The sequence below is a fragment of the Pseudomonas sp. SST3 genome (genome assembly GCF_003325755.1).
In genome coordinates this window covers 35,500-54,071 of the sequence record NZ_QORI02000025.1, presented here as the reverse complement: position 1 = coordinate 54,071, position 18,572 = coordinate 35,500, and the positions used below count along the sequence as shown (strand labels likewise).

17 protein-coding genes are annotated in these 18,572 nt (G+C 61.4%); 7 read left to right on the top strand and 10 right to left on the bottom strand.

Translation table 11 applies throughout. From position 1 onward, the window contains the following. The 5 genes from DQ405_RS19925 to DQ405_RS19905 form a co-directional block, all read left to right on the top strand. On the top strand, window positions 1–500 hold a 500-nt coding region (locus tag DQ405_RS19925), incomplete at its 5' end, for a tetratricopeptide repeat protein (RefSeq protein ID WP_168425793.1). Window positions 501–504: 4 nt separating this feature from the next. After that, entirely contained in the window at window positions 505–1,653 is a 1,149-nt protein-coding gene (gene bamB / locus DQ405_RS19920) for an outer membrane protein assembly factor BamB (protein WP_168425792.1), read from the top strand. A 108-nt stretch (window positions 1,654–1,761) separates the two neighbouring features. Next, window positions 1,762–3,240 (top strand): ribosome biogenesis GTPase Der, encoded by a 1,479-nt coding sequence (der, locus tag DQ405_RS19915; RefSeq protein WP_168425791.1) that lies wholly within the window; start codon window positions 1,762–1,764, stop codon window positions 3,238–3,240. A gap of 81 nt (window positions 3,241–3,321) precedes the next feature. Further along, window positions 3,322–4,470, top strand: coding sequence for a pyridoxal phosphate-dependent aminotransferase (locus DQ405_RS19910; RefSeq protein WP_168425790.1), 1,149 nt, complete (start codon window positions 3,322–3,324; stop codon window positions 4,468–4,470). Continuing rightward, window positions 4,458–5,252, top strand: a complete 795-nt coding sequence (locus tag DQ405_RS19905) for an amidohydrolase (RefSeq protein ID WP_168425789.1) — start codon at window positions 4,458–4,460, stop codon at window positions 5,250–5,252. Before DQ405_RS19910 ends, DQ405_RS19905 begins: the two co-directional genes overlap by 13 nt. A gap of 12 nt (window positions 5,253–5,264) precedes the next feature. On the opposite strand, the gene DQ405_RS19900 is transcribed toward DQ405_RS19905, so the two are convergent. From DQ405_RS19900 to leuA, 6 genes are all read right to left on the bottom strand, one after another. After that, complete coding sequence (locus tag DQ405_RS19900; protein ID WP_168425788.1) at window positions 5,265–5,645, bottom strand: DUF2784 domain-containing protein; 381 nt, start codon at window positions 5,643–5,645, stop codon at window positions 5,265–5,267. 5 nt (window positions 5,646–5,650) lie between these two features. Then, the gene (locus tag DQ405_RS19895) at window positions 5,651–6,277 is read right to left on the bottom strand and encodes a DUF2238 domain-containing protein (RefSeq protein ID WP_168425787.1); all 627 of its coding nucleotides are present in this window, start codon (window positions 6,275–6,277) and stop codon (window positions 5,651–5,653) included. A 118-nt stretch (window positions 6,278–6,395) separates the two neighbouring features. Continuing rightward, window positions 6,396–7,127, bottom strand: coding sequence for an endonuclease (locus DQ405_RS19890; RefSeq protein ID WP_168425786.1), 732 nt, complete (start codon window positions 7,125–7,127; stop codon window positions 6,396–6,398). A 92-nt stretch (window positions 7,128–7,219) separates the two neighbouring features. Further along, entirely contained in the window at window positions 7,220–8,077 is an 858-nt protein-coding gene (locus DQ405_RS19885) for a carboxylate/amino acid/amine transporter (protein WP_168425785.1), read from the bottom strand. A 121-nt stretch (window positions 8,078–8,198) separates the two neighbouring features. Beyond that, window positions 8,199–9,257 (bottom strand): NAD(P)-dependent alcohol dehydrogenase, encoded by a 1,059-nt coding sequence (locus tag DQ405_RS19880; RefSeq protein ID WP_168425784.1) that lies wholly within the window; start codon window positions 9,255–9,257, stop codon window positions 8,199–8,201. A 423-nt stretch (window positions 9,258–9,680) separates the two neighbouring features. Beyond that, window positions 9,681–11,351 (bottom strand): 2-isopropylmalate synthase, encoded by a 1,671-nt coding sequence (gene leuA / locus DQ405_RS19875; RefSeq protein ID WP_168425783.1) that lies wholly within the window; start codon window positions 11,349–11,351, stop codon window positions 9,681–9,683. Between the two features lie 303 nt (window positions 11,352–11,654). On the opposite strand from leuA, the gene DQ405_RS19870 reads away from it, so the two are divergent. After that, window positions 11,655–12,035 carry a DUF2946 domain-containing protein gene (locus tag DQ405_RS19870; RefSeq protein WP_168425782.1) on the top strand — a complete coding sequence of 127 codons (381 nt, stop codon included), beginning with the start codon at window positions 11,655–11,657 and terminating at the stop codon, window positions 12,033–12,035. A gap of 55 nt (window positions 12,036–12,090) precedes the next feature. After that, window positions 12,091–14,223 (top strand): TonB-dependent copper receptor, encoded by a 2,133-nt coding sequence (locus DQ405_RS19865; protein ID WP_168425781.1) that lies wholly within the window; start codon window positions 12,091–12,093, stop codon window positions 14,221–14,223. A gap of 72 nt (window positions 14,224–14,295) precedes the next feature. Here DQ405_RS19865 and DQ405_RS19860 read toward each other — a convergent pair whose 3' ends face one another. The 4 genes from DQ405_RS19860 to xseA are packed head-to-tail and all read right to left on the bottom strand — an operon-like array spanning window position 14,296 to window position 18,449. Further along, window positions 14,296–15,600 carry a mechanosensitive ion channel family protein gene (locus tag DQ405_RS19860; protein ID WP_168425780.1) on the bottom strand — a complete coding sequence of 435 codons (1,305 nt, stop codon included), beginning with the start codon at window positions 15,598–15,600 and terminating at the stop codon, window positions 14,296–14,298. A 57-nt stretch (window positions 15,601–15,657) separates the two neighbouring features. Continuing rightward, a complete protein-coding gene (locus DQ405_RS19855) occupies window positions 15,658–16,200 on the bottom strand; it encodes a hydrolase (protein WP_168425779.1) in 543 nt (180 codons plus the stop codon). Between the two features lie 23 nt (window positions 16,201–16,223). Then, on the bottom strand, window positions 16,224–17,042 hold the full coding sequence (locus DQ405_RS19850; protein ID WP_168425778.1) for a M23 family metallopeptidase: 819 nt from the start codon (window positions 17,040–17,042) through the stop codon (window positions 16,224–16,226). Window positions 17,043–17,069: 27 nt separating this feature from the next. Beyond that, window positions 17,070–18,449: an exodeoxyribonuclease VII large subunit gene (xseA, locus tag DQ405_RS19845; RefSeq protein WP_168425777.1), complete on the bottom strand. Its 1,380-nt coding sequence runs from the start codon at window positions 18,447–18,449 to the stop codon at window positions 17,070–17,072. Window positions 18,450–18,572: the final 123 nt, after the last annotated feature.

The following is an 18,572-nucleotide window of genomic DNA, read 5'->3' as shown; positions in this document are numbered from 1 at the left end:
AGGCACAGAACGCCTCGACCGTCTATCAGCAGTTGCTGAATGCTGCGCTGGAGGAGGGTGGGGTGGATGCCGCCGAGGTTTCGCGCCTGGGCAATTTGCTGAAGAAGGAGTTCGCCGGCTCGCATTACGCTCAATACGGCAGCCTTTTCGTGGCTAAGGTAGCGGTGGAGTCTGATCGTCTCGATGAGGCCGCGACAGAGTTGCAAAGCGTGCTGGACAAACCGGCCGACAAAACCCTCGAGGAGCTGGCTCGCCAGCGCCTGGCCCGAGTTCTGGCAGCACAGGGCAAGGCCGAGGAGGGGCTTGCATTGCTCGAAGGTGATGTTAATGAGGCTTTCGCCGCCAGTCGTGAAGAGCTGCGGGGTGATCTACTGGTCAAGCTAGGGCGCCATGATGATGCCCACGCTGCCTATTCCAAGGCAAAAGAGTCGCTGTCACAGGATGCCGCGATTGGCGGCCTGCAGCTGAAACTGGACGATCTGGCTCGTGGAGAGGCATGAATTGATGCGCTGGAAAACTGCCGCACTGCTGACCCTGGCCGTCCTGGCTGCCGGTTGCAGCAGCAATGACAAGAAAGAGCTCGAACCCGCCGAGCTGGTCAAATTCGACGCTGAAATACAGCTGAACGAGGAATGGAGCCGCTCCATAGGCGAAGGCCAGGGCGAGACTTATAACCTTCTGGCCCCTGTCGTTTATGGCAATGAAATATTTGCCGCCGACGTCGAGGGGCTGGTGGTGGCGATGGATCGCATGACCGGTAAGGTTCACTGGAAGAACGATCTGGAAGTGCCTATCTCCGGTGCGGTGGGGGCTGGCTACGGCCTCGTCCTGGTCGGCACTTTGCGGGGCGAGGTGCTGGCGCTGGACGTGTCGACCGGTGAAGAGCGCTGGCGCAGCCAGGTCAGCAGCGAGGTTCTCGCCGCGCCTGCCGTCAACGGCGACGTAGTGGTGGTTCAGACTCAGGATGACCGCGTCATTGCGTTGGAAATCGACACTGGTGAGCAGCGTTGGAGTTACGAAAGCGCCCCGGCGGTGCTGACCCTGCGAGGTACCGGCGCGCCGTTGCTGACCAATCAGCTGGCGATTGCCGGTCTGTCTAGCGGTAAAGTCGTGGCGCTGGATACCCGCCGTGGCCTGCCGATTTGGGAGCAGCGCGTAGCTGTTCCGCAGGGCCGTTCCGAGCTCGAACGCGTCGTCGATATCGATGGCGGTCTGTTGCTCTCTGCCGGGACCTTGTACGTCGCTTCCTTTCAAGGGCGCGCCGCCGCGCTGGATCTGGAAAGTGGTCGGATTCTCTGGCAGCGCGATGCCTCGACGGCAAACGGTGTTGCGCTGGGTTACGGGAGTGTCTACGTAAGCCAGGCTGATGGCACGGTCATGGGGATCGATGAGCGATCGACTACCGTGCTGTGGAGCAACGACGCGCTACTGCGTCGGCAGCTTTCCGCGCCGGCGGTTTTCTCCAGCTACGTGGCGGTGGGCGACAAGGAGGGCTATCTGCACTTCCTGAGCCAGGTCGACGGGCGCTTCGTTGCCCGGACCCGTATCGACAGTGCCGGGGTGCGTGCGCGCCCGGTGGTCGAAGGAGATTGGCTGTACGCCTACGGTAACGACGGCAAGCTTGTCGCGCTGACCATTCGCCAGGCGGACTGACTGCTACACCTGGTTCGATCTGTTCCGTGCAGGCGGAGCGCTTAATATATTCGGCCGCTGCCTTGCAGCGGCCTTCGTGTTTTCTGAAATATCGCAGTGGAGAGCCGCATGGTTCCCGTAATCGCCCTGGTGGGTCGCCCGAACGTTGGCAAATCCACCCTGTTCAACCGTCTGACCAAGAGCCGTGACGCCATCGTCGCGGAATATGCCGGTCTGACCCGTGATCGCCAGTACGGTGAGGCCAAGTGGCAAGGCCGTACCTACATCGTCATCGACACCGGGGGCCTGACCGGCGACGAAGAAGGCATCGACGCCAAGATGGCGGAGCAGTCGCTACAAGCGATGCAGGAAGCCGACGCGGTGATGTTCATGGTTGATGCTCGTGCCGGCATGACGCCGGGCGATCAGATGATTGCCGAGCACTTGCGCAAGATGAACAAGCGCCACTTCCTCGTGGCGAACAAGGTCGACAGCATCGATCCGGACATCGCGCGAGCCGAATTCAGCCCGCTGGGTCTCGGCGATGCCTTGCCGATTGCCGCAGCACATGGCCGCGGTATCAGTCATATGCTGGAGCAGGCGCTCGGGACGTTTCCCAAGGACAACGCCGAAGAAGCGGAAGGTGAGGGTGAAACGGTCGAGGCGGTTGCCGAAGGCGAAGAACTCAAACGTATTCCTGGTCCTAGCGAAAAGGACGGCATCAAGATCGCCATCATTGGTCGTCCCAATGTTGGCAAATCGACGCTGGTCAACCGCATGCTCGGTGAAGAGCGGGTCATCGTCTACGACCAGGCGGGCACCACGCGAGACAGTATTTATATTCCGTTCGAACGCGGCGACGAAAAATACACGTTGATCGACACCGCCGGCGTCCGGCGCCGCGGCAAGATCTTCGAGGCGGTGGAAAAGTTCTCCGTGGTCAAGACGCTGCAGGCGATCCAAGATGCCAACGTAGTGATCTTCGTCATGGATGCACGGGAAGGCGTGGTCGAGCACGACCTCAACTTGCTCGGCTTCGTACTCGATAGCGGGCGAGCGCTGGTAATCGCGCTGAACAAGTGGGACGGCATGGAGCCAAGCGAGCGCGACTACGTCAAGACCGAGCTGGAGCGCCGGCTGTTCTTCGTAGAATTCGCTGACATCCATTTCATTTCCGCTAAGCACGGTACCGGCGTAGGCAATCTCTACAAGTCGGTACAGGCCTCGTTCACCTCGGCGGTGACGCGCTGGCCGACCAGTCGTCTGACGCAGATTCTCGAGGACGCTGTGCGTGAGCATGCTCCGCCGATGGTGGCGAGTCGCCGGATCAAGCTTCGCTACGCGCATCTGGGCGGCGCGAACCCGCCACTGATCGTAATCCACGGCAACCAGGTCGACTCCATTCCCAAGTCCTACACGCGCTATCTGGAGAATACCTACCGGCGCGTGCTGAAGCTCGTGGGCACGCCCATCCGAATCGAGTACAAGGGCGGCGAAAATCCATACGAGGGTAAGAAGAACACCCTCACTGATCGCCAGGTGAACAAGAAGCGCCGTCTCATGTCGCACCACAAGAAGGCCGAGAAGAAGCGCCGCGACAAAAGATAAACCTGTAGCCGGCAAGCGGGACGCCGATCAGGGCGTCCATGGTTCCGGCTCTCAGTTTCGGCTTCCAGCTCTGAGCGAAAGATGATTACCAGCAAACTCCCTCGTGTCGGCACTACCATTTTCACGACCATGTCGCAGCTAGCTGCTCAGACTGGCGCATTGAACCTGTCCCAAGGTTTTCCGGATTTCGATGGGCCTGATGCGCTACGTGAAGCCGTCGCGCGCCATGTCATGGCCGGGCACAACCAGTACGCGCCCATGACCGGCTTGCCAGCATTACGCGAGCAGGTGGCGAACAAGGTCGCGACGCTCTACGGCCGTCAGGTCAGCGCCGATGCTGAAGTTACTATCACGCCGGGGGCGACCCAGGCCATCTTCTGTGCGATTCACGCGGTCATTCGCCCTGGCGATGAGGTAATCGTCTTTGATCCCTGCTACGACAGCTATGAGCCGGCCGTTGAGCTCGCCGGCGGAGTCTGCGTCCATCAGGCGCTGAGCCTTCCAGATTTCGCCATCGACTGGCAGAAACTGGCCGATGCGGTTACGCCCCGCACCCGCATGATTGTGCTGAACACGCCGCACAATCCCAGCGGAGCGCTGATCGACGCGGCGGATCTGGATCGCCTGGCCGCGCTGATCCGCGACAGGGATATCTACCTGCTCAGCGACGAGGTCTACGAGCATCTCGTATTTGACGGCCGGGCGCACGCTAGCGTGTTGCGCCATGAAGAACTCTATCAACGCGCCTTTGTCGTCAGTTCCTTCGGCAAGACCTACCACGTCACCGGTTGGAAAACCGGCTACGTGGTGGCGCCAGCCGCACTCAGCAGCGAACTGCGAAAAGTGCACCAGTACGTGAGCTTCACCGGCGTTACGCCGTTGCAGTGGGCGCTGGCCGATTTCATGGCGGCGCATCCGGAACACCTCAGCGAATTGCCGGCGTTCTACCAGGCCAAGCGCGATCTGTTCTGTGATCTGCTGGCCGGCTCGCGATTCAGCTTTACCCGTGCGGCAGGTACCTATTTCCAGCTGGCCGAGTACTCGGCGATTCGCCCGGATCTCGACGACGTCGCCATGTCCGAATGGCTCACCCGCGAGCACGGGGTGGCAAGCATCCCAATTTCGGTTTTTTACCAAACACCTCCAGCGCAATCGCGTCTGGTCCGCTTCTGTTTCGCCAAACGAGAGGAGACGCTGCGCCAGGCAGCAGAACGGCTATGCGCGATCTGAACGATTTACCGGACCTCGAACTGGCCCTGATCCAGACCAGCCTCGTCTGGCAGGATGCTGCCGCCAACCGTGCCCGTTTCGTTGACTTGCTCGAGCAGGCCCGGGGGGCTGATCTGATCGTACTGCCGGAAATGTTCACCACGGCCTTTTCGATGAACTCATCGGAGCTGGCTGAACCTGAAGAAGGCCCGACCTATGCCTGGCTGCGTGAACAGGCGGCGCGGATGGACGCGGTGATCACCGGTAGCGTGATCATCGAAGCCGCGGATGGCAGCCACCGCAACCGTCTGCTCTGGGCGCGGCCGAATGGCGAGATATCGCACTACGACAAGCGCCATCTGTTCCGCATGGCAGGCGAGCACAAGCACTACACGGCTGGCGAACATCAGGCGCTGTTCGAGTTGAACGGCTGGCACGTGCGCCCGCTGATCTGTTATGACCTGCGTTTCCCGGTCTGGAGTCGCGACCCTCACGACACCGATTTGCTGCTTTACACGGCCAATTGGCCCGCGGCTCGTCGAAATGCCTGGAACCGCCTGCTGCCGGCACGCGCCATCGAGAATATCTGCTACGTCGCAGCGGTGAATCGAGTCGGGGAAGACGGTAAGGGCTACCCTTACACGGGCGACAGCCAAGTGCTGGATTACCTCGGTGATCCCTTGCTGGAGGCGGGGGATGCGGACGGCGTGTTCCGCACCACGTTAAGCGCCCGGGATCTGGCGGCGTTCCGCAGTAAATTTCCGGCGTATCACGACGGTGACGCGTTCGAGCTGAAGATCTAGCGACGCTGCGTATCAGGCCGGCGGCGCTGACTTATGCCGCCAGCGCCACATCAGCCAGCCGTAGATCAGCAGATTGGCGAGCACCACTATGGCCGCCAGCAGGTATTGCACCGGTACGCTCAGCCAGCTCGGATAGATTAGTGGCAGCAGATACTCATCGACGAAGCTGGTTTCGTAACCAGCGCCACCGGCGAGGTGCCGCAGCCGGTTCTCCCAGTGGGTAAGCGGGCATAGGCGCCCGGTCAGTTCGACAAAAATCCCCCAGGCCACGGCCGGCACGTGCAGCCACAGCAGTCGGCGATTCCACGCCACCAACAGCCCACCCAGAAGTACGAAGACGATAAAGCCGAGATGCAAGACAAGCACCGCATCGGCCGCGAATCGATAGAGCATGACGGCTATCCTGCAGCGCCAGGTTTCGCGTGCCGGGCGACCTGCCTATCCTGAAGACCTGCAAGCCCGGTGACTGAAAGCGTAGCGCCGAGCAGCGCCATGAGCATGTCCGATTGGGTATCCCAGGGATCACCCTGAGTACCGAGGAAATCTTCCGCGCCCTGACCGGCGATCAGCGCTACCCACCATTCGATCAGTTCGTAGAAGGCACTGAATGCCAGTGCGACGCAAACCGAGAGGAAGCCGAGCATTCTACCGGGCTCCAGAAAGCCAAGGCGCAGCAGAATCTCACGGGTCAGCAGAGCTGGGACCAGACCCTGCATAAAGTGGCCGAGCTTGTCGTACGGATTGCGGCTGAGCTCGAGCCAATCCTGTACCCAGAAACCCGCTGGCACGCGAGCGTAGGTGTAGGCGCCGCCCAGGATCAGCACCAGGGCATGGGCGGCGATCAGCACATAAAGCAGCCGGGTGAGCGGGAAACGCCGGTAGCTCACCAGCAGTACTGGCGCCGCGATCAATACCGGCATGACCTCCAGCAGCCAAGTCGCCCGGTCATAGGGACTGATACCGGAGGCGATCAGCGCCAGCAGCACCAGGAGGCCCAGGATTGCGTAGAGCGTCTTGTCTTGCATGGGGGTTCGCCATGGTCGCCTGGTAGGCTGTCAGCATGCAGCGCGAGCGTGGCGGCGCGCAATATCCGAGCGAGTCGATCGCTGGGCCATTGCGAGGGCGCGCAGCCATCAGGCTTGCTCAGCTTCGCTTGACGCGCGTTGCCGGCGAACGTGCCATTGATTTGGCGCAGCGGCTCAGATCCACCGGGCCCACGTAGCGGTTGGCATTGCCTTGCACGCAGGCAATGGTGCGGTTGCGCCACTGCTCCCATTCGTTGATTGGATGCTGACGATTCCAGATGTCGTAGAGGCGTCGGTCCTGCTTCGACAGTCGTAATCCGTAGCGCTCGCTCATGTAGAGATAGGTTCGCGCGATGGCGCCCCGGCTGTATTCCGGAGGCATGGCGGTGCGTTGTTTGAAATTGACCACAAACGGACAGGCGCCGTACTGGCTCGGTTTCTCGCTGAGCATTCCAAAGCTGTAATTGCTGCGGTCGCCGTTGACCTCACCGACGACCGGAACGAGGTTATGCAAGTCGGCTTCGGCTTTGCTGAATACCGGGTCGCTCGAGGTGCAGCGCTTACGTCCGCCCTGTTGCCAACATTGGCGCTGATGACCGATTACCCAGGCCGGCACGATGTGCTCCCACTCCACGCGTGCGGCGCGTTTGGGCTGTTTGCGCGGGACATAGCCGCAGCTGGCAAGATCGATCCGCTTGCCGTTGAAGGCGCAGCCGCAATAGAAATCTACCGGCCGTTCGGCGTAGATATGCCAGGCCAGTTTCTTCGCTTCGCGAAAGGTGCGGGGCGCTTCGGCATGAGCGGTTGGAAAGAAAAACAGGGCGAGCAGAAGCAAGCTGACACGGCGCATGGATATCTCGACGACTGACTGAGAAATGCATCCATGCGGGGCGCCGCAATCTTACCGGTGAGTTAGAGAGAAAACATATGAAAAACAAAGGGTTATAAGACCGCTCGTCGGCCCAGTCGATTGATCCATAGTGAGACGAGGATGATTAGGCCGCCGATGGTAAGCAACAGCAGGTTGGTTGCCGTACCCCAAAACAGCAAATTGAGCACCAGTCCGACCGGTACTGCCATGTTGTTCATGACGGCCAAGGTACCGGCATCGACCTGAGTGGCGCCCTTGTTCCAGCAGAACTGGCCCAGGGCGGTGGCCAGTATCCCCATCCAGATTAATACGCCCCACTGGCTGGTCATTGTCGGCAGCTTGTCGGCATCGCCGAATAGCAGCCAGGCCGGTAGCACGATAATCAACGCACCCAGGAAGAAATAGCCGAAGCGCCGATGCAGTGGGATAGCGGATGGATAGCGCTGGGCCAGATGCTTGTAGCCCACCTGTCCGGCAGCGAAGGTGAAGTTGGCCAGCTGCATTAGCAGGAAACCACCAAGAAAATCGCTGGATACGCCGTCATAGCGGATCAGGCCGGCGCCGAATACCGCGACCGCTGCGGCCACTAATGCCCAGGGGTTGAAGCGGCGGTTAAGCGCGTCGTCAATCAGCGTCACGTGCAGCGGCGTGAGTACCGTGAACAGCAGCACCTCGGCCACGGTCAGGACGTTGAAGCTCAGGTACAGGCACAGGTAGGTCACCCCGAATTGCAGCGCGCCGACCAAGGTCACGCCGGCAATGAAACCCGGCGCCACGCCGCGCCAGCGGGTGAACGGAAGAAAGACTAGGCCGGCAAGGATTACGCGCGTGAGTACAGCGAAATAGCTATCCACCTGGCCGGCCAGGTAGGCACCGATCAGGTTGAAGGAAAACGCCCAGAGTAGCGTGACGAAAATCAGGTAGCGCATGCCGGCTCCTCAGCAGAAGGCCAGCGACCTTAGCGGCTCATCTGCAAAGAGGGAAGACCCGGGCTGCATCCGGTGTGGCAGTGACTGGCGCGCCCCGGACTGGCGCGCCAGTGGCGGAGCCTCAGGCGGACTTGAGCGAGGCCATGTCGATGACGAAGCGGTACTTCACGTCGCTCTTGAGCATGCGCTCGTAGGCTTCGTTGATGTTCTGGATATCGATCATCTCGATGTCCGAAACGATGCTGTGCTCGGCGCAGAAATCGAGCATCTCCTGGGTTTCGGCGATGCCGCCGATCAACGAGCCGGCCAAGCGGCGGCGCTTGAAGATCAGCCCGAAGACGCTGGGCGAGGGGTGCGGCGAAGCGGGGGCGCCCACCAGCGTCATGGTCGCGTCGCGCTTGAGCAGCGACAGAAACGCATCAAGATTATGCGGGGCCGCGACGGTGTTGAGGATGAAGTCAAAGCTGTTCAAGTGCGCAGCCATCTCAGCTTTGTTCTTCGATACCACGACTTCGCTGGCGCCGAGGCGCAGAGCGTCTTCCTTTTTATCCGGTGAGGTGGTGAAGAGCACCACATGCGCGCCCATGGCGTTGGCGATTTTCACAGCCATGTGGCCAAGGCCACCGAGGCCAACCACGCCCACCTTCTGGCCAGGACCGACCTTCCACTGGCGCAGCGGTGAGTAGGTCGTGATTCCGGCGCACAGCAGCGGCGCGACGGCGGCAAGGTTGTCTTCGGTATGGGAGATGCGCAGAACGAATTTCTGGTCCACCACGATGTTGTCCGAGTACCCGCCAAAGGTGTTTTCGCCACCACCGAACGCGGGACCGTTGTAGGTACCGACGAAACCGTTCTCGCAGTATTGTTCGAGGCCCTCGCCGCAGGAGGGGCAGCTCTGGCAGCTGTCGACCAGGCAGCCGACGCCAGCGATGTCACCCACCTTGAATCCGCTGACCGACTCGCCCACGGCCGCTACCCGTCCGACGATCTCGTGGCCTGGAACCGAGGGATAGAGGGTGTTGTTCCATTCGTTGCGGGCGGTATGCAGATCCGAATGGCAGACGCCGCAGTAGAGGATCTCAATCTGCACATCGCTGGGTCCCACGGCGCGGCGCGAGAATGAATAGGGCGCGAGTGGCGTGCTCGGGTCGAATGCGGCGTAACCGATGGTGCTGCTCATGGGAGCTCCTTTGAAATGAACATTCGAATGGGGAAGGCCAAGCGTAATACCGATTTCGGCAAGACCGATTGCACGATCCTGTCGACGACTGACGTGTTACTGCTAAGACGTTGGAGCGTTGTATGGCAACGGTCCGCTCATTCAGCGGCGATATGGCATGGCGATAGGCGGGAAGAGACCCAATGTCCGTTGCCGAAACGGGTGAGGCTTATCGGAAGATCGCCGCCGCACGCCATACGCCTGACGTGTAAATGAGAGGGCTGGTACAACTGATGGTTCGGCATTCACGAAGTTGGCGGTCAGGACAACCGCCCGGAACTCCGCTGGCTCGCCGCGACCGGGCGGGTTGATACCCGATAGCCGTGCGTGCGGGCTGTTTTCCATAAGTCACGGCGAGCCCGCGGACGGGGCTCGCCGTTCAGCTCAGGCGGCTTTCATCTCGGATTCGCGCAGGGCCCGGTTCAGCGCACTGAACAGCGCCCGGATGCTGGCGGTGGTGATGTTTTCGTCGATACCAATGCCGTGCAGTGAGCGTTCACCGTCCAGACGCACTTCGATATAGGCCGCAGCCTTGGCGTTGCTTCCGGCACCAATTGAATGCTCGTGGTAATCCATGATCTCCAGCTTGACCGGCAGCCCGGCGACCAACGCTTCCAGTGGTCCCTTGCCGATGCCCCGCCAGTGCATGGTTTCGCCGTCGCTCGCGACCTCCACTTCCAGCGCACTGGTGCCGTTCTCTTCCTGCAAACGATGGCTCTTGAGCGCGTAGGGGGTGCTGGCCTGCAGATATTCTGCCTCAAGCAATGCGTAGATCTGCTTGGCGCTCATCTCCAGCCCGAGGCGATCGGTCTCCTTCTGTACCACCTGGCTGAACTCGATCTGCATGCGCCGCGGCAGGCTGATGCCATATTCCTGCTCGAGCAGATAGGTGATGCCGCCCTTGCCGGACTGGCTGTTGACGCGAATCACCGCCTCATAGCTGCGCCCGATATCGGCCGGGTCGATCGGCAGGTACGGCACTTCCCACACGCCGTTCGGATCCTGCTGGGCGAAGCCCTTGCGAATGGCGTCCTGGTGCGAGCCGGAGAAGGCGGTGTGGACGAGATCGCCCACATAGGGATGCCGCGGATGCACCGGCAACTGGTTGCATTCCTCGACCACCTTGCGTACTGCGTCGATGTCGGAGAAGTCCAGCTGCGGGTCGACGCCCTGGCTGTACATGTTCAAGGCCACGGTCACCAGATCGACATTGCCGGTGCGCTCGCCGTTGCCGAACAGACAACCCTCGACGCGATCGGCACCGGCCATCAGGCCCAGTTCGGTGGCGGCCACGCCAGTGCCGCGGTCATTGTGGGTATGCAGGCTGATCAGTACGCAGTCACGCTTGTTGATGTGACGGCCGAAGTATTCGATCTGGTCGGCATAGATATTAGGTGTGGCTGCTTCGATGGTGGCCGGCAGATTGAGGATCAGTTTCTGCTCCGATGTCGGCTGGAATACCTCGATTACGGCGTTGCACACCTCGACGGCGAAATCGGTCTCGGTGGAGCTGAACACCTCTGGCGAATACTCGAAGCGCCACTGCGTTTCCGGCGCAGCATCGGCCAGGCGTTTTACGACCTGCGCCGCGTTGACCGCAATCTGCACCACGCCGGCCTTGTCCTGATTGAAGACGATGCGGCGGAAGCTCGGCGCGGTGGCATTGTAATAGTGGACGATGGCCTGCTTGGCGCCCTTGAGGGACTCGAAGGTGCGGCTGATCAAATCTTCGCGCGCCTGGGTCAGGACCTGAATGGTGACGTCATCGGGAATGTGGCCGCCTTCGATCAGCTCACGGACAAAATCGAAGTCGGTTTGCGAGGCGGAGGGAAAGCCCACCTCAATCTCCTTCACGCCAACCTGAACCAGCGTCTTGAAGAAGCGCATCTTCTTCCCAGCGTCCATCGGCTCGATCAGCGACTGGTTGCCGTCGCGCAGGTCAGAGCTCAGCCAGATCGGTGCCTGGGTGATTGTCTGTGATGGCCAGGTGCGGTCGGGCAGGTTGATGACCGGAAAAGCTCGATATTTATTTGACGGATCTTTGAGCATGGTCATGGCATTTTCCTTTGATGCGGCTCCGCGCGCCTGAGACGTCGCGAAGAAAACAGAGCGGATCAATACGGGTTGATGGTTCGAATTTAGTATCTGGGGGCTACGCGTTGCAATGGTTCAGTAAAATTTGGTGATTTATAGTGATAAATCGCTAATTAAAGGAATTTAATTCTAGTTGAGGCGTCGAGTCGTGCGTTGGGTTGCGCCACGATTGCGGCCTCGTGTCGCACTGGACAACATGCGCCGGCGTGCCATCATCCCGCCCATCAAGCGGCAGAGTAGAAGTCCGCAAGCGGGAATATGTTCATGATTCGCAAAGCGCACCTCACCACCGGTCTGTGGCTTGGCCTTTTCGCCATGCTGATGATCCATGTCGGTCCGCTTTATTCAGCGTTGCAGTTGATGCCGCCAGATGCATCCACTGCCGAACACCCGCCGGGCATGCATGCGCAGTCCGGGCACCATGGTCAGCACATCAGCGGCGCCGAGCCGGCCTGGCTGACAGCACTCGACCTGTGCGGCTACTGCGAACTGCTGACGTTGAGCCCGCCGCTGGTGCTGGTGGTCATCGTTGCGATGCCTTACTACGCACCGTGTTACGCTCGGCTGCGTTCACAACAACCGCTGCCGCCGGCACCACGCCGTAGCGACGGTCACCCTCGCGCCCCCCCTGGCTTCCATAGCTGATCTGCGAGCCGCCAGTCCGCGGTTTCTCCGAAAATTCAGATGTGGAAGTCTCAGTATGTCCAGGAATACCTCTATTCACGGGGCGCCCCCGCGCCTGTCCGCTACCTTTGCCCTGCGCCCGTCGCGTCTGTATTGGCGCCTGGCCCATCTCGCGTTGCTGAGCAGCGTTGCCGGCAGCGCCTTGGCGGCCGAACAGCATCAGCACCATTCGCTTGAACTGACACCGATGGTCATTACTGGCGTGGCACAGCAATCGCCGCTCACAGTGGTCACGGACCCGAAGATTCCGCGCCAACCGGTGCCCGCCAGCGACGCCGGTGACTATCTGCAGACGATCCCCGGTTTTTCCGCTGTACGCGGCGGTGGTTCCAATAGCGATCCGGTATTCCGCGGTATGTTCGGATCCCGGCTAAACATGCTCACCAATGGCGGGGTGATGTTGGGTGCATGTCCCAGTCGAATGGACTCACCGAGCTCTTACATCACGCCGCAGAGCTACGACCAGCTCACCGTGATCAAAGGCCCGCAAACTGTGCTGTGGGGGCCGGGCGGGTCGGCTGCGACCATCCTCTTCGAACGTGAGCCGGAGCGCTTCAGCGAGTTCGGTGGTCGCGTCGATGCAAGCCTGCTGGTCGGTTCCGATGGTCGTTTCGACCGCAGCCTTGACGCCGCAGCGGGTAGCGATCAGGGTTATCTCCGGTTACTGGCGAATCGCTCGGATTCCGATGATTACAGCGACGGTAACGGTGACCGCGTCCACTCACAATGGGATAAGTGGAGCAGCGATCTGGTGGTCGGCTGGACGCCCGACGCCGACACGCTATTGGAGCTGACGGCCGGCGTTGGTGATGGCGAAGCGGCCTATGCGGGTCGTGGAATGGACGGTAGCCAATTCGAGCGCGAAAGCCTGGGGCTGCGTTTCGAGCGCGAGAATCTCGGAGAGGTCCTGCGAAAGATCGAAGCGCGGCTCTATTACAACTATGCCGATCACGTGATGGACAACTTCAGCCTGCGCACTCCGTCAGGCAGCGGAATGATGGCCGGCCCCACGGCCAGCAATGTCGACCGCCGAACCCTGGGTGGCAGAGTGGCCGGCACCTGGGTGTGGGACGCATACGAGCTGGTTGCGGGTGTTGACGCCCAGACCAACGAACATCGCAAGCGCTCGTCGTCATTCAGCATGATGGGCGGCTACACCAGCCATGAGCAGGCGAGCTGGAGCAAGGACGCCGACTTCCACAACTATGGTGCTTTCGCCGAGCTGAGCTGGAGCGCGGCCGAGGGCGACCGTGTAATCGGTGGTGCGCGTCTCGATCGTGCTTCGGCCAAGGACTATCGGCAGCGACTCTCCAATTCCATGGGCGGCAACTGGGCCAATCCGAGCGCCAACAGCGAGCGCGCCGACACCTTCCCCAGCGCGTTTCTGCGCTACGAGCACGATCTGAACGACATGCCCGCCACGGCCTACATCGGGCTCGGTCATGCCCAGCGCTTCCCGGATTACTGGGAGCTGTTTTCTGCGAGTACCGGGCCAGTTGGCAGCGTCCAGGCGCTCGAGACGGTCAAACCGGAAAAGACCACTCAGCTTGATTTCGGTGTCCAGTACGAGCAGGGCCCCTTGTCGATGTGGGCGTCCGGGTATGTCGGGCAGGTGCGTGACTACATCCTGTTCAACTATGTGCCGGTGGGCACGATGACTCGCGCCTCAGTCGACAACATCGATGTGCGGATCATGGGTGGCGAACTGGGGGCAAGCTATCGGCTATCGCCCAGCTGGAAAACCGACACCAGCCTGGCCTACGCCTGGGGCAAGAATCGCTCGGATGATCGTCCCATGCCGCAGATCCCACCGCTCGAGGGCCGTCTGGGGCTGACATACGAGCGTGGCGATTGGAGTGCAGCGGGACTCTGGCGTGTGGTGGCCAAACAGAGTCGAGTGGCTGAAGGGCAGGGTAACGTCACCAGCAAAGACTTTGGCGACAGTGCCGGTTTCGGCGTGCTTTCGCTTAATGGCGCCTATCGTCTGGACCAGCACTACAAGGTCAGCGTCGGTGTCGATAACCTGCTCGACAAGGCCTACAGCGAACACCTGAACCAGGCGGGTAGCGCCGGCTTCGGCTATGCCGCGGATACCCGCATCAACGAACCCGGCCGGACCTACTGGGCGCGGGTCGATCTGAGGTTCTGATGCCAGGCAAATAGCCATCGCCACTCGGGAGGGCCGCGGTACAGATTGCCGCTGCTCTCCCGGCACCATCCGTTATTCCAACGCCTGGCTCTCGCCGCGCCGGTCGGCTGGCTGGGACTGCCGAGGCATCGGTCGGCTGAGCAGCTGGTTGACCGAACCATAGCCTTCGCGCATATCGGCTCCGCTTGGATGCTGGAATACCCGCAAGCCGAATTCCGGCAGAATCGCCAGCAAATGGTCGAAGATGTCCGACTGGATGCTTTCGTACTTGGCCCATTCCACCGTGTTGGTGAAGCAGTAGATTTCCAGCGGCAGACCATCTGCCGTCGGGCTGAGCTGGCGCACCATCAAGGTCATGGATTGATGTATGCCGCCGTGGCTGCGCAGGTAGTGCTCCACGTACGCGCGGAAACTGCCGATGTTGGTGATGCGCCGGGTGTTGACGGGCTCCTTGCCACGCTTCTCCAGCTTGGCGTTCCACTCGTCGATCTCACGGCGCTTGTCGGTCAGATAGTCATCCAGCAGGTTGAAGCGATGCAGGTGCTCGCATTCCTCTGCGCTGAGAAAGTGCACGCTCTGCTGATCCAGATACAGGCTGCGCTTGATCCGCCGGCCGCCGCTTTCTTGCATGCCTCGCCAGTTCTTGAACGCATCGCTGATGAAGCGCTTGGTCGGGATGTTGGTGATGGTCTTGTCCCAGTTCTGCACCTTCACCGTATGCAGCGCTATGTCAATGACATCGCCGTCGGCGTTGAGCTGCGGCATCTCGATCCAGTCACCGACGCGGATAATGTCGTTCGAGGAGATCTGCACGCTGGCTACCAACGACAGGATGGTGTCCTGGAAGATCAACATCAGCACCGCCGCCATGGCACCAAGCCCCGACAGCAGAATCAGCGGCGAGCGGTCAATCAGCGTGGCGATGATGAGGATGGTGGCGATTGCGTAGACCACGATCTTGACCACCTGCAGGTAGCCCTTGATCGGATGCACATGCGAATCCGCCCGGCGCTGGTACATCAAGTTGATGATATCCAGCAGCGCGCCAAGGGCTAGCGCGATGGTGAGGACGATGAAACCGCCACAGACGTTGCGCACCACGGTCACCGCCGCCTCGGGCAGGCCGGGAACGGCGTTCACACCGATTGACAGCACCAACGCCGGGACAATGTTCGACAGCCGGCGGATGATGCCGAAATCTTGCAGCTCGGCCTCTCGGGCGTGGCGCAGCACCTTGTAGAGGCCACGCACCAGGATTCGCTTGACCACCCAGTTCGCAAACCAGGCGGCGAACACCAGTGCAGCGCTGGCCACCAGTGTCTGCAGCTCAGCGTGCTCGCCTAGCCATTCCAGCCAGACATTCCATTGTTCCTGCATTACGGCTCTCCGTCAGTTGGCAGTGGGCAGCAGCTGCATGCCCCAGCCGCATGGGTATCAGCGGATGAACTCGCGACTGATACTGCGAAACAGCTCGGTTCCGGCCTGCTCCATCCATTCGAAGGCGACCATCTCCCGCGAAACGATGCAGGCCCCGGCCTGCTGCATGCGTGCCAGTCCCAGCGCCTTGTCGCTGGCGCGCCGCGAGCCGACAGCTTCTTCGACGACAAACACCTGATTGCCGCGCGCCAGCAGGTCGAGCACCGTCTGCAACACGCAGATGTGGGTTTCGATGCCGCTGACAACGAATTGCTTGCGTTCGCCGCCGGGGCGCTTGAACAGCTCGCCATCGCGCGCCGCGGAGAAGTGCAGTTTTTCGATGATCACCTCCTCGGCCATGCCGTCGCGCAGCGAGGCGATCGTCGGACCCAGTCCCTTGCTGTACTGCTCGGTGAGAATCACCGGAACGCCGACACGCTGGGCGATCTGCATCAGCCAGGCGCTGTGCTCGGCCAACGCCGTGTGGCCTCCGATGGCCGGAAACAGGCGTTCCTGGATGTCGACGATGAGGAGGGTGGACTCCCTTACATTGATGAGCATGTCGTTTCCTTGAAGGGCTGAAATCAGGGTTTGAACGCACCGATGAAGATCGACGGGTCGATACGCGCATCGTTGAGGCTGACGTTCCAGTGCAGGTGAGGACCAGTGGCCCGGCCGGTGGAACCCACTTTGCCCAGCACGCCGCCACGGGAAAGCTCGTCGCCGACCTTTACGTCGATCTGCGAGAGGTGGCAGAACATGCTGATCAGTCCTTGGCCATGGTCGACGAATACCGTGTTGCCGTTGAAGAAGTAGTTGCCGGTCAGGATCACTTTACCGGCCGCCGGAGCTTTGATCGGCGTGCCGGCCGGGACGGCGAAATCCAAGCCGGAGTGCGGATTGCGCTCCTCGCCGTTGAAGAAGCGGCGCAGTCCGAACGGTGACGAGAGCGGGCCTTCGACCGGCTTGTCGAACAGCAGATTGCTCGGCTGCCGGGTACTGAATTGACGGTAGGCGTGTGTCTGTTCGTCCAGCTCGCGCGCGATACGCTTGAGATCAGCCGGGTTGGGATTGACCTGCCGCTTGTTCTTCAGGGTGATGCGTTGTTCGCGATAGGTGCGGGGCTCCACACGGAAGCGCTTGGATTGCCCATCGACCTCTAGCGACTGCTGGCCGGCTTTCACCGTAAGCGGAATCCCGACAATGGCAATCCAGCGTTGACCGTCCTCGCGCACCACCAGCACAGGCCTGCCGTCGTAACGTGCCCTGGGCGCGCTGGCATCGTTACCCAGGTCGACCACTGCCACGCCACCGGGCACGGGCTTGTTCAACAGGCGCGTCAGGAAACCTTCGGCGTGGGCGGGGAGTGTCAGGCAGAGGAGCAGGGCAAGGGCGAAGCGCATGGGAATCCTGAGTAAGGGGTGAGTCAATCAATCCAGCAATGACAAGGTGACTGGCGTCTGGTGATTGTCTTCGACGCGTACGTCCAGCTCGCCGTTTCCCAGACGCGCTTTCAGCCGTTGGCCGGGTTGGGTCTGGTCGGCCCGGCGAATCGCCTGACCGCGCTCATCGAGCAGAATGCTGTAGCCGCGTGACAGCGTGGCGAGCGGGCTGACCACATTCAGTGTCTGCGCCAGATTCTGAAGCTGGTAGCGATGGCCTTTTAATCTGTCCTGCATGGCGCGTGGCAGCCTGCTGGATAAATGCTCGAGGCGCTGGCGCAGCAGGCGCAGGTTGCGTCCTGGGTGCTGGCCGGCAAGGCGAGTCTCTAGCCGGGCGAGGCGCTCTTGTCCGGCGCAGAGCTGACGATCGATACCGCGCAGAAGCCGCTGCTCCAGATCGTCGATGCGCTGCGCCTGCTGTTGCAATCGCTCGCCGGGATGGCGCAGGCGCCGCGTAAGGCCTTCGAGGCGCGAGCTGTCGCGGTGCAGCCGGTCGCGAATCCTCAGCAGCAGGCGCTGGCGCAGGCCGTCGAGGCGCTGGCGAATGTCCGCGCTGCTGGGGGCCAGTAGCTCGGCCGCGGCGGAAGGGGTTGGTGCGCGAACGTCGGCGACGAAGTCGGCGATCGATACATCGGTCTCATGCCCGACGGCGCAGACGATCGGTGTCTCGCAGGCGGCCACGGCCCGCGCGACCACTTCTTCGTTGAAGCACCAGAGATCTTCCAGCGAGCCGCCGCCGCGCGCCAGAATCAACGCATCGAAGCCGCCACGATCGGCCAGTTCCAGCGCGCGGACGATCTGGGCGGTCGCTTCGCGGCCTTGGACCGGCGTCGGCACCAAGGTCAAGGCGACGTGCGGCGCACGACGGCGAAACACCGTGATGATGTCGCGAATCACCGCGCCGGTGGGCGAACTGACGATACCGATACGCCGCGGATGGGCGGGCAAGGCGCGCTTGCCGGCGACATCGAACAAACCTTCGGCGCTGAGCTTCTCTTTCAGCGCTTCAAAGGCCAGACGCAGCGAACCGTCACCCGCTGGCTCGACATTGTCGAGAATCAGCTGGTAGTCGCCACGCCCCTCGAACAGCGAAACCCGTCCGCGCACCTTTACTGCCAGGCCGTCGCGCAATGCTTGGCGCACGCGCAAGGCGTTCTGCCTGAACAGCGCGCAGCGCACTTGGGCATTCTTGTCCTTGAGCGTGAAATAAATGTGGCCGGATGCCGGCTTGGCCAGGTTGGAAATCTCGCCTTCGACCCAGACCTGGGCGAACACGTCTTCGAGCAGCAGCCGCGCGCGACCGTTGAGCTGGCTGACGGTCAGCACTTCGCGGTCGAGGTTCAGGCGTTGGAAAGGATCTTTGAGCATGGCGGCGATGATAAGCCGCGTACGGTCATGCGGGAACCGAAACTGTGGCGCGTCCGTCAGGCGCGCTTGACCAGCTTGGGCGGAGCGCTAAGCTGCGCGACTTCCCTCCGCCTTCCGTTTGAG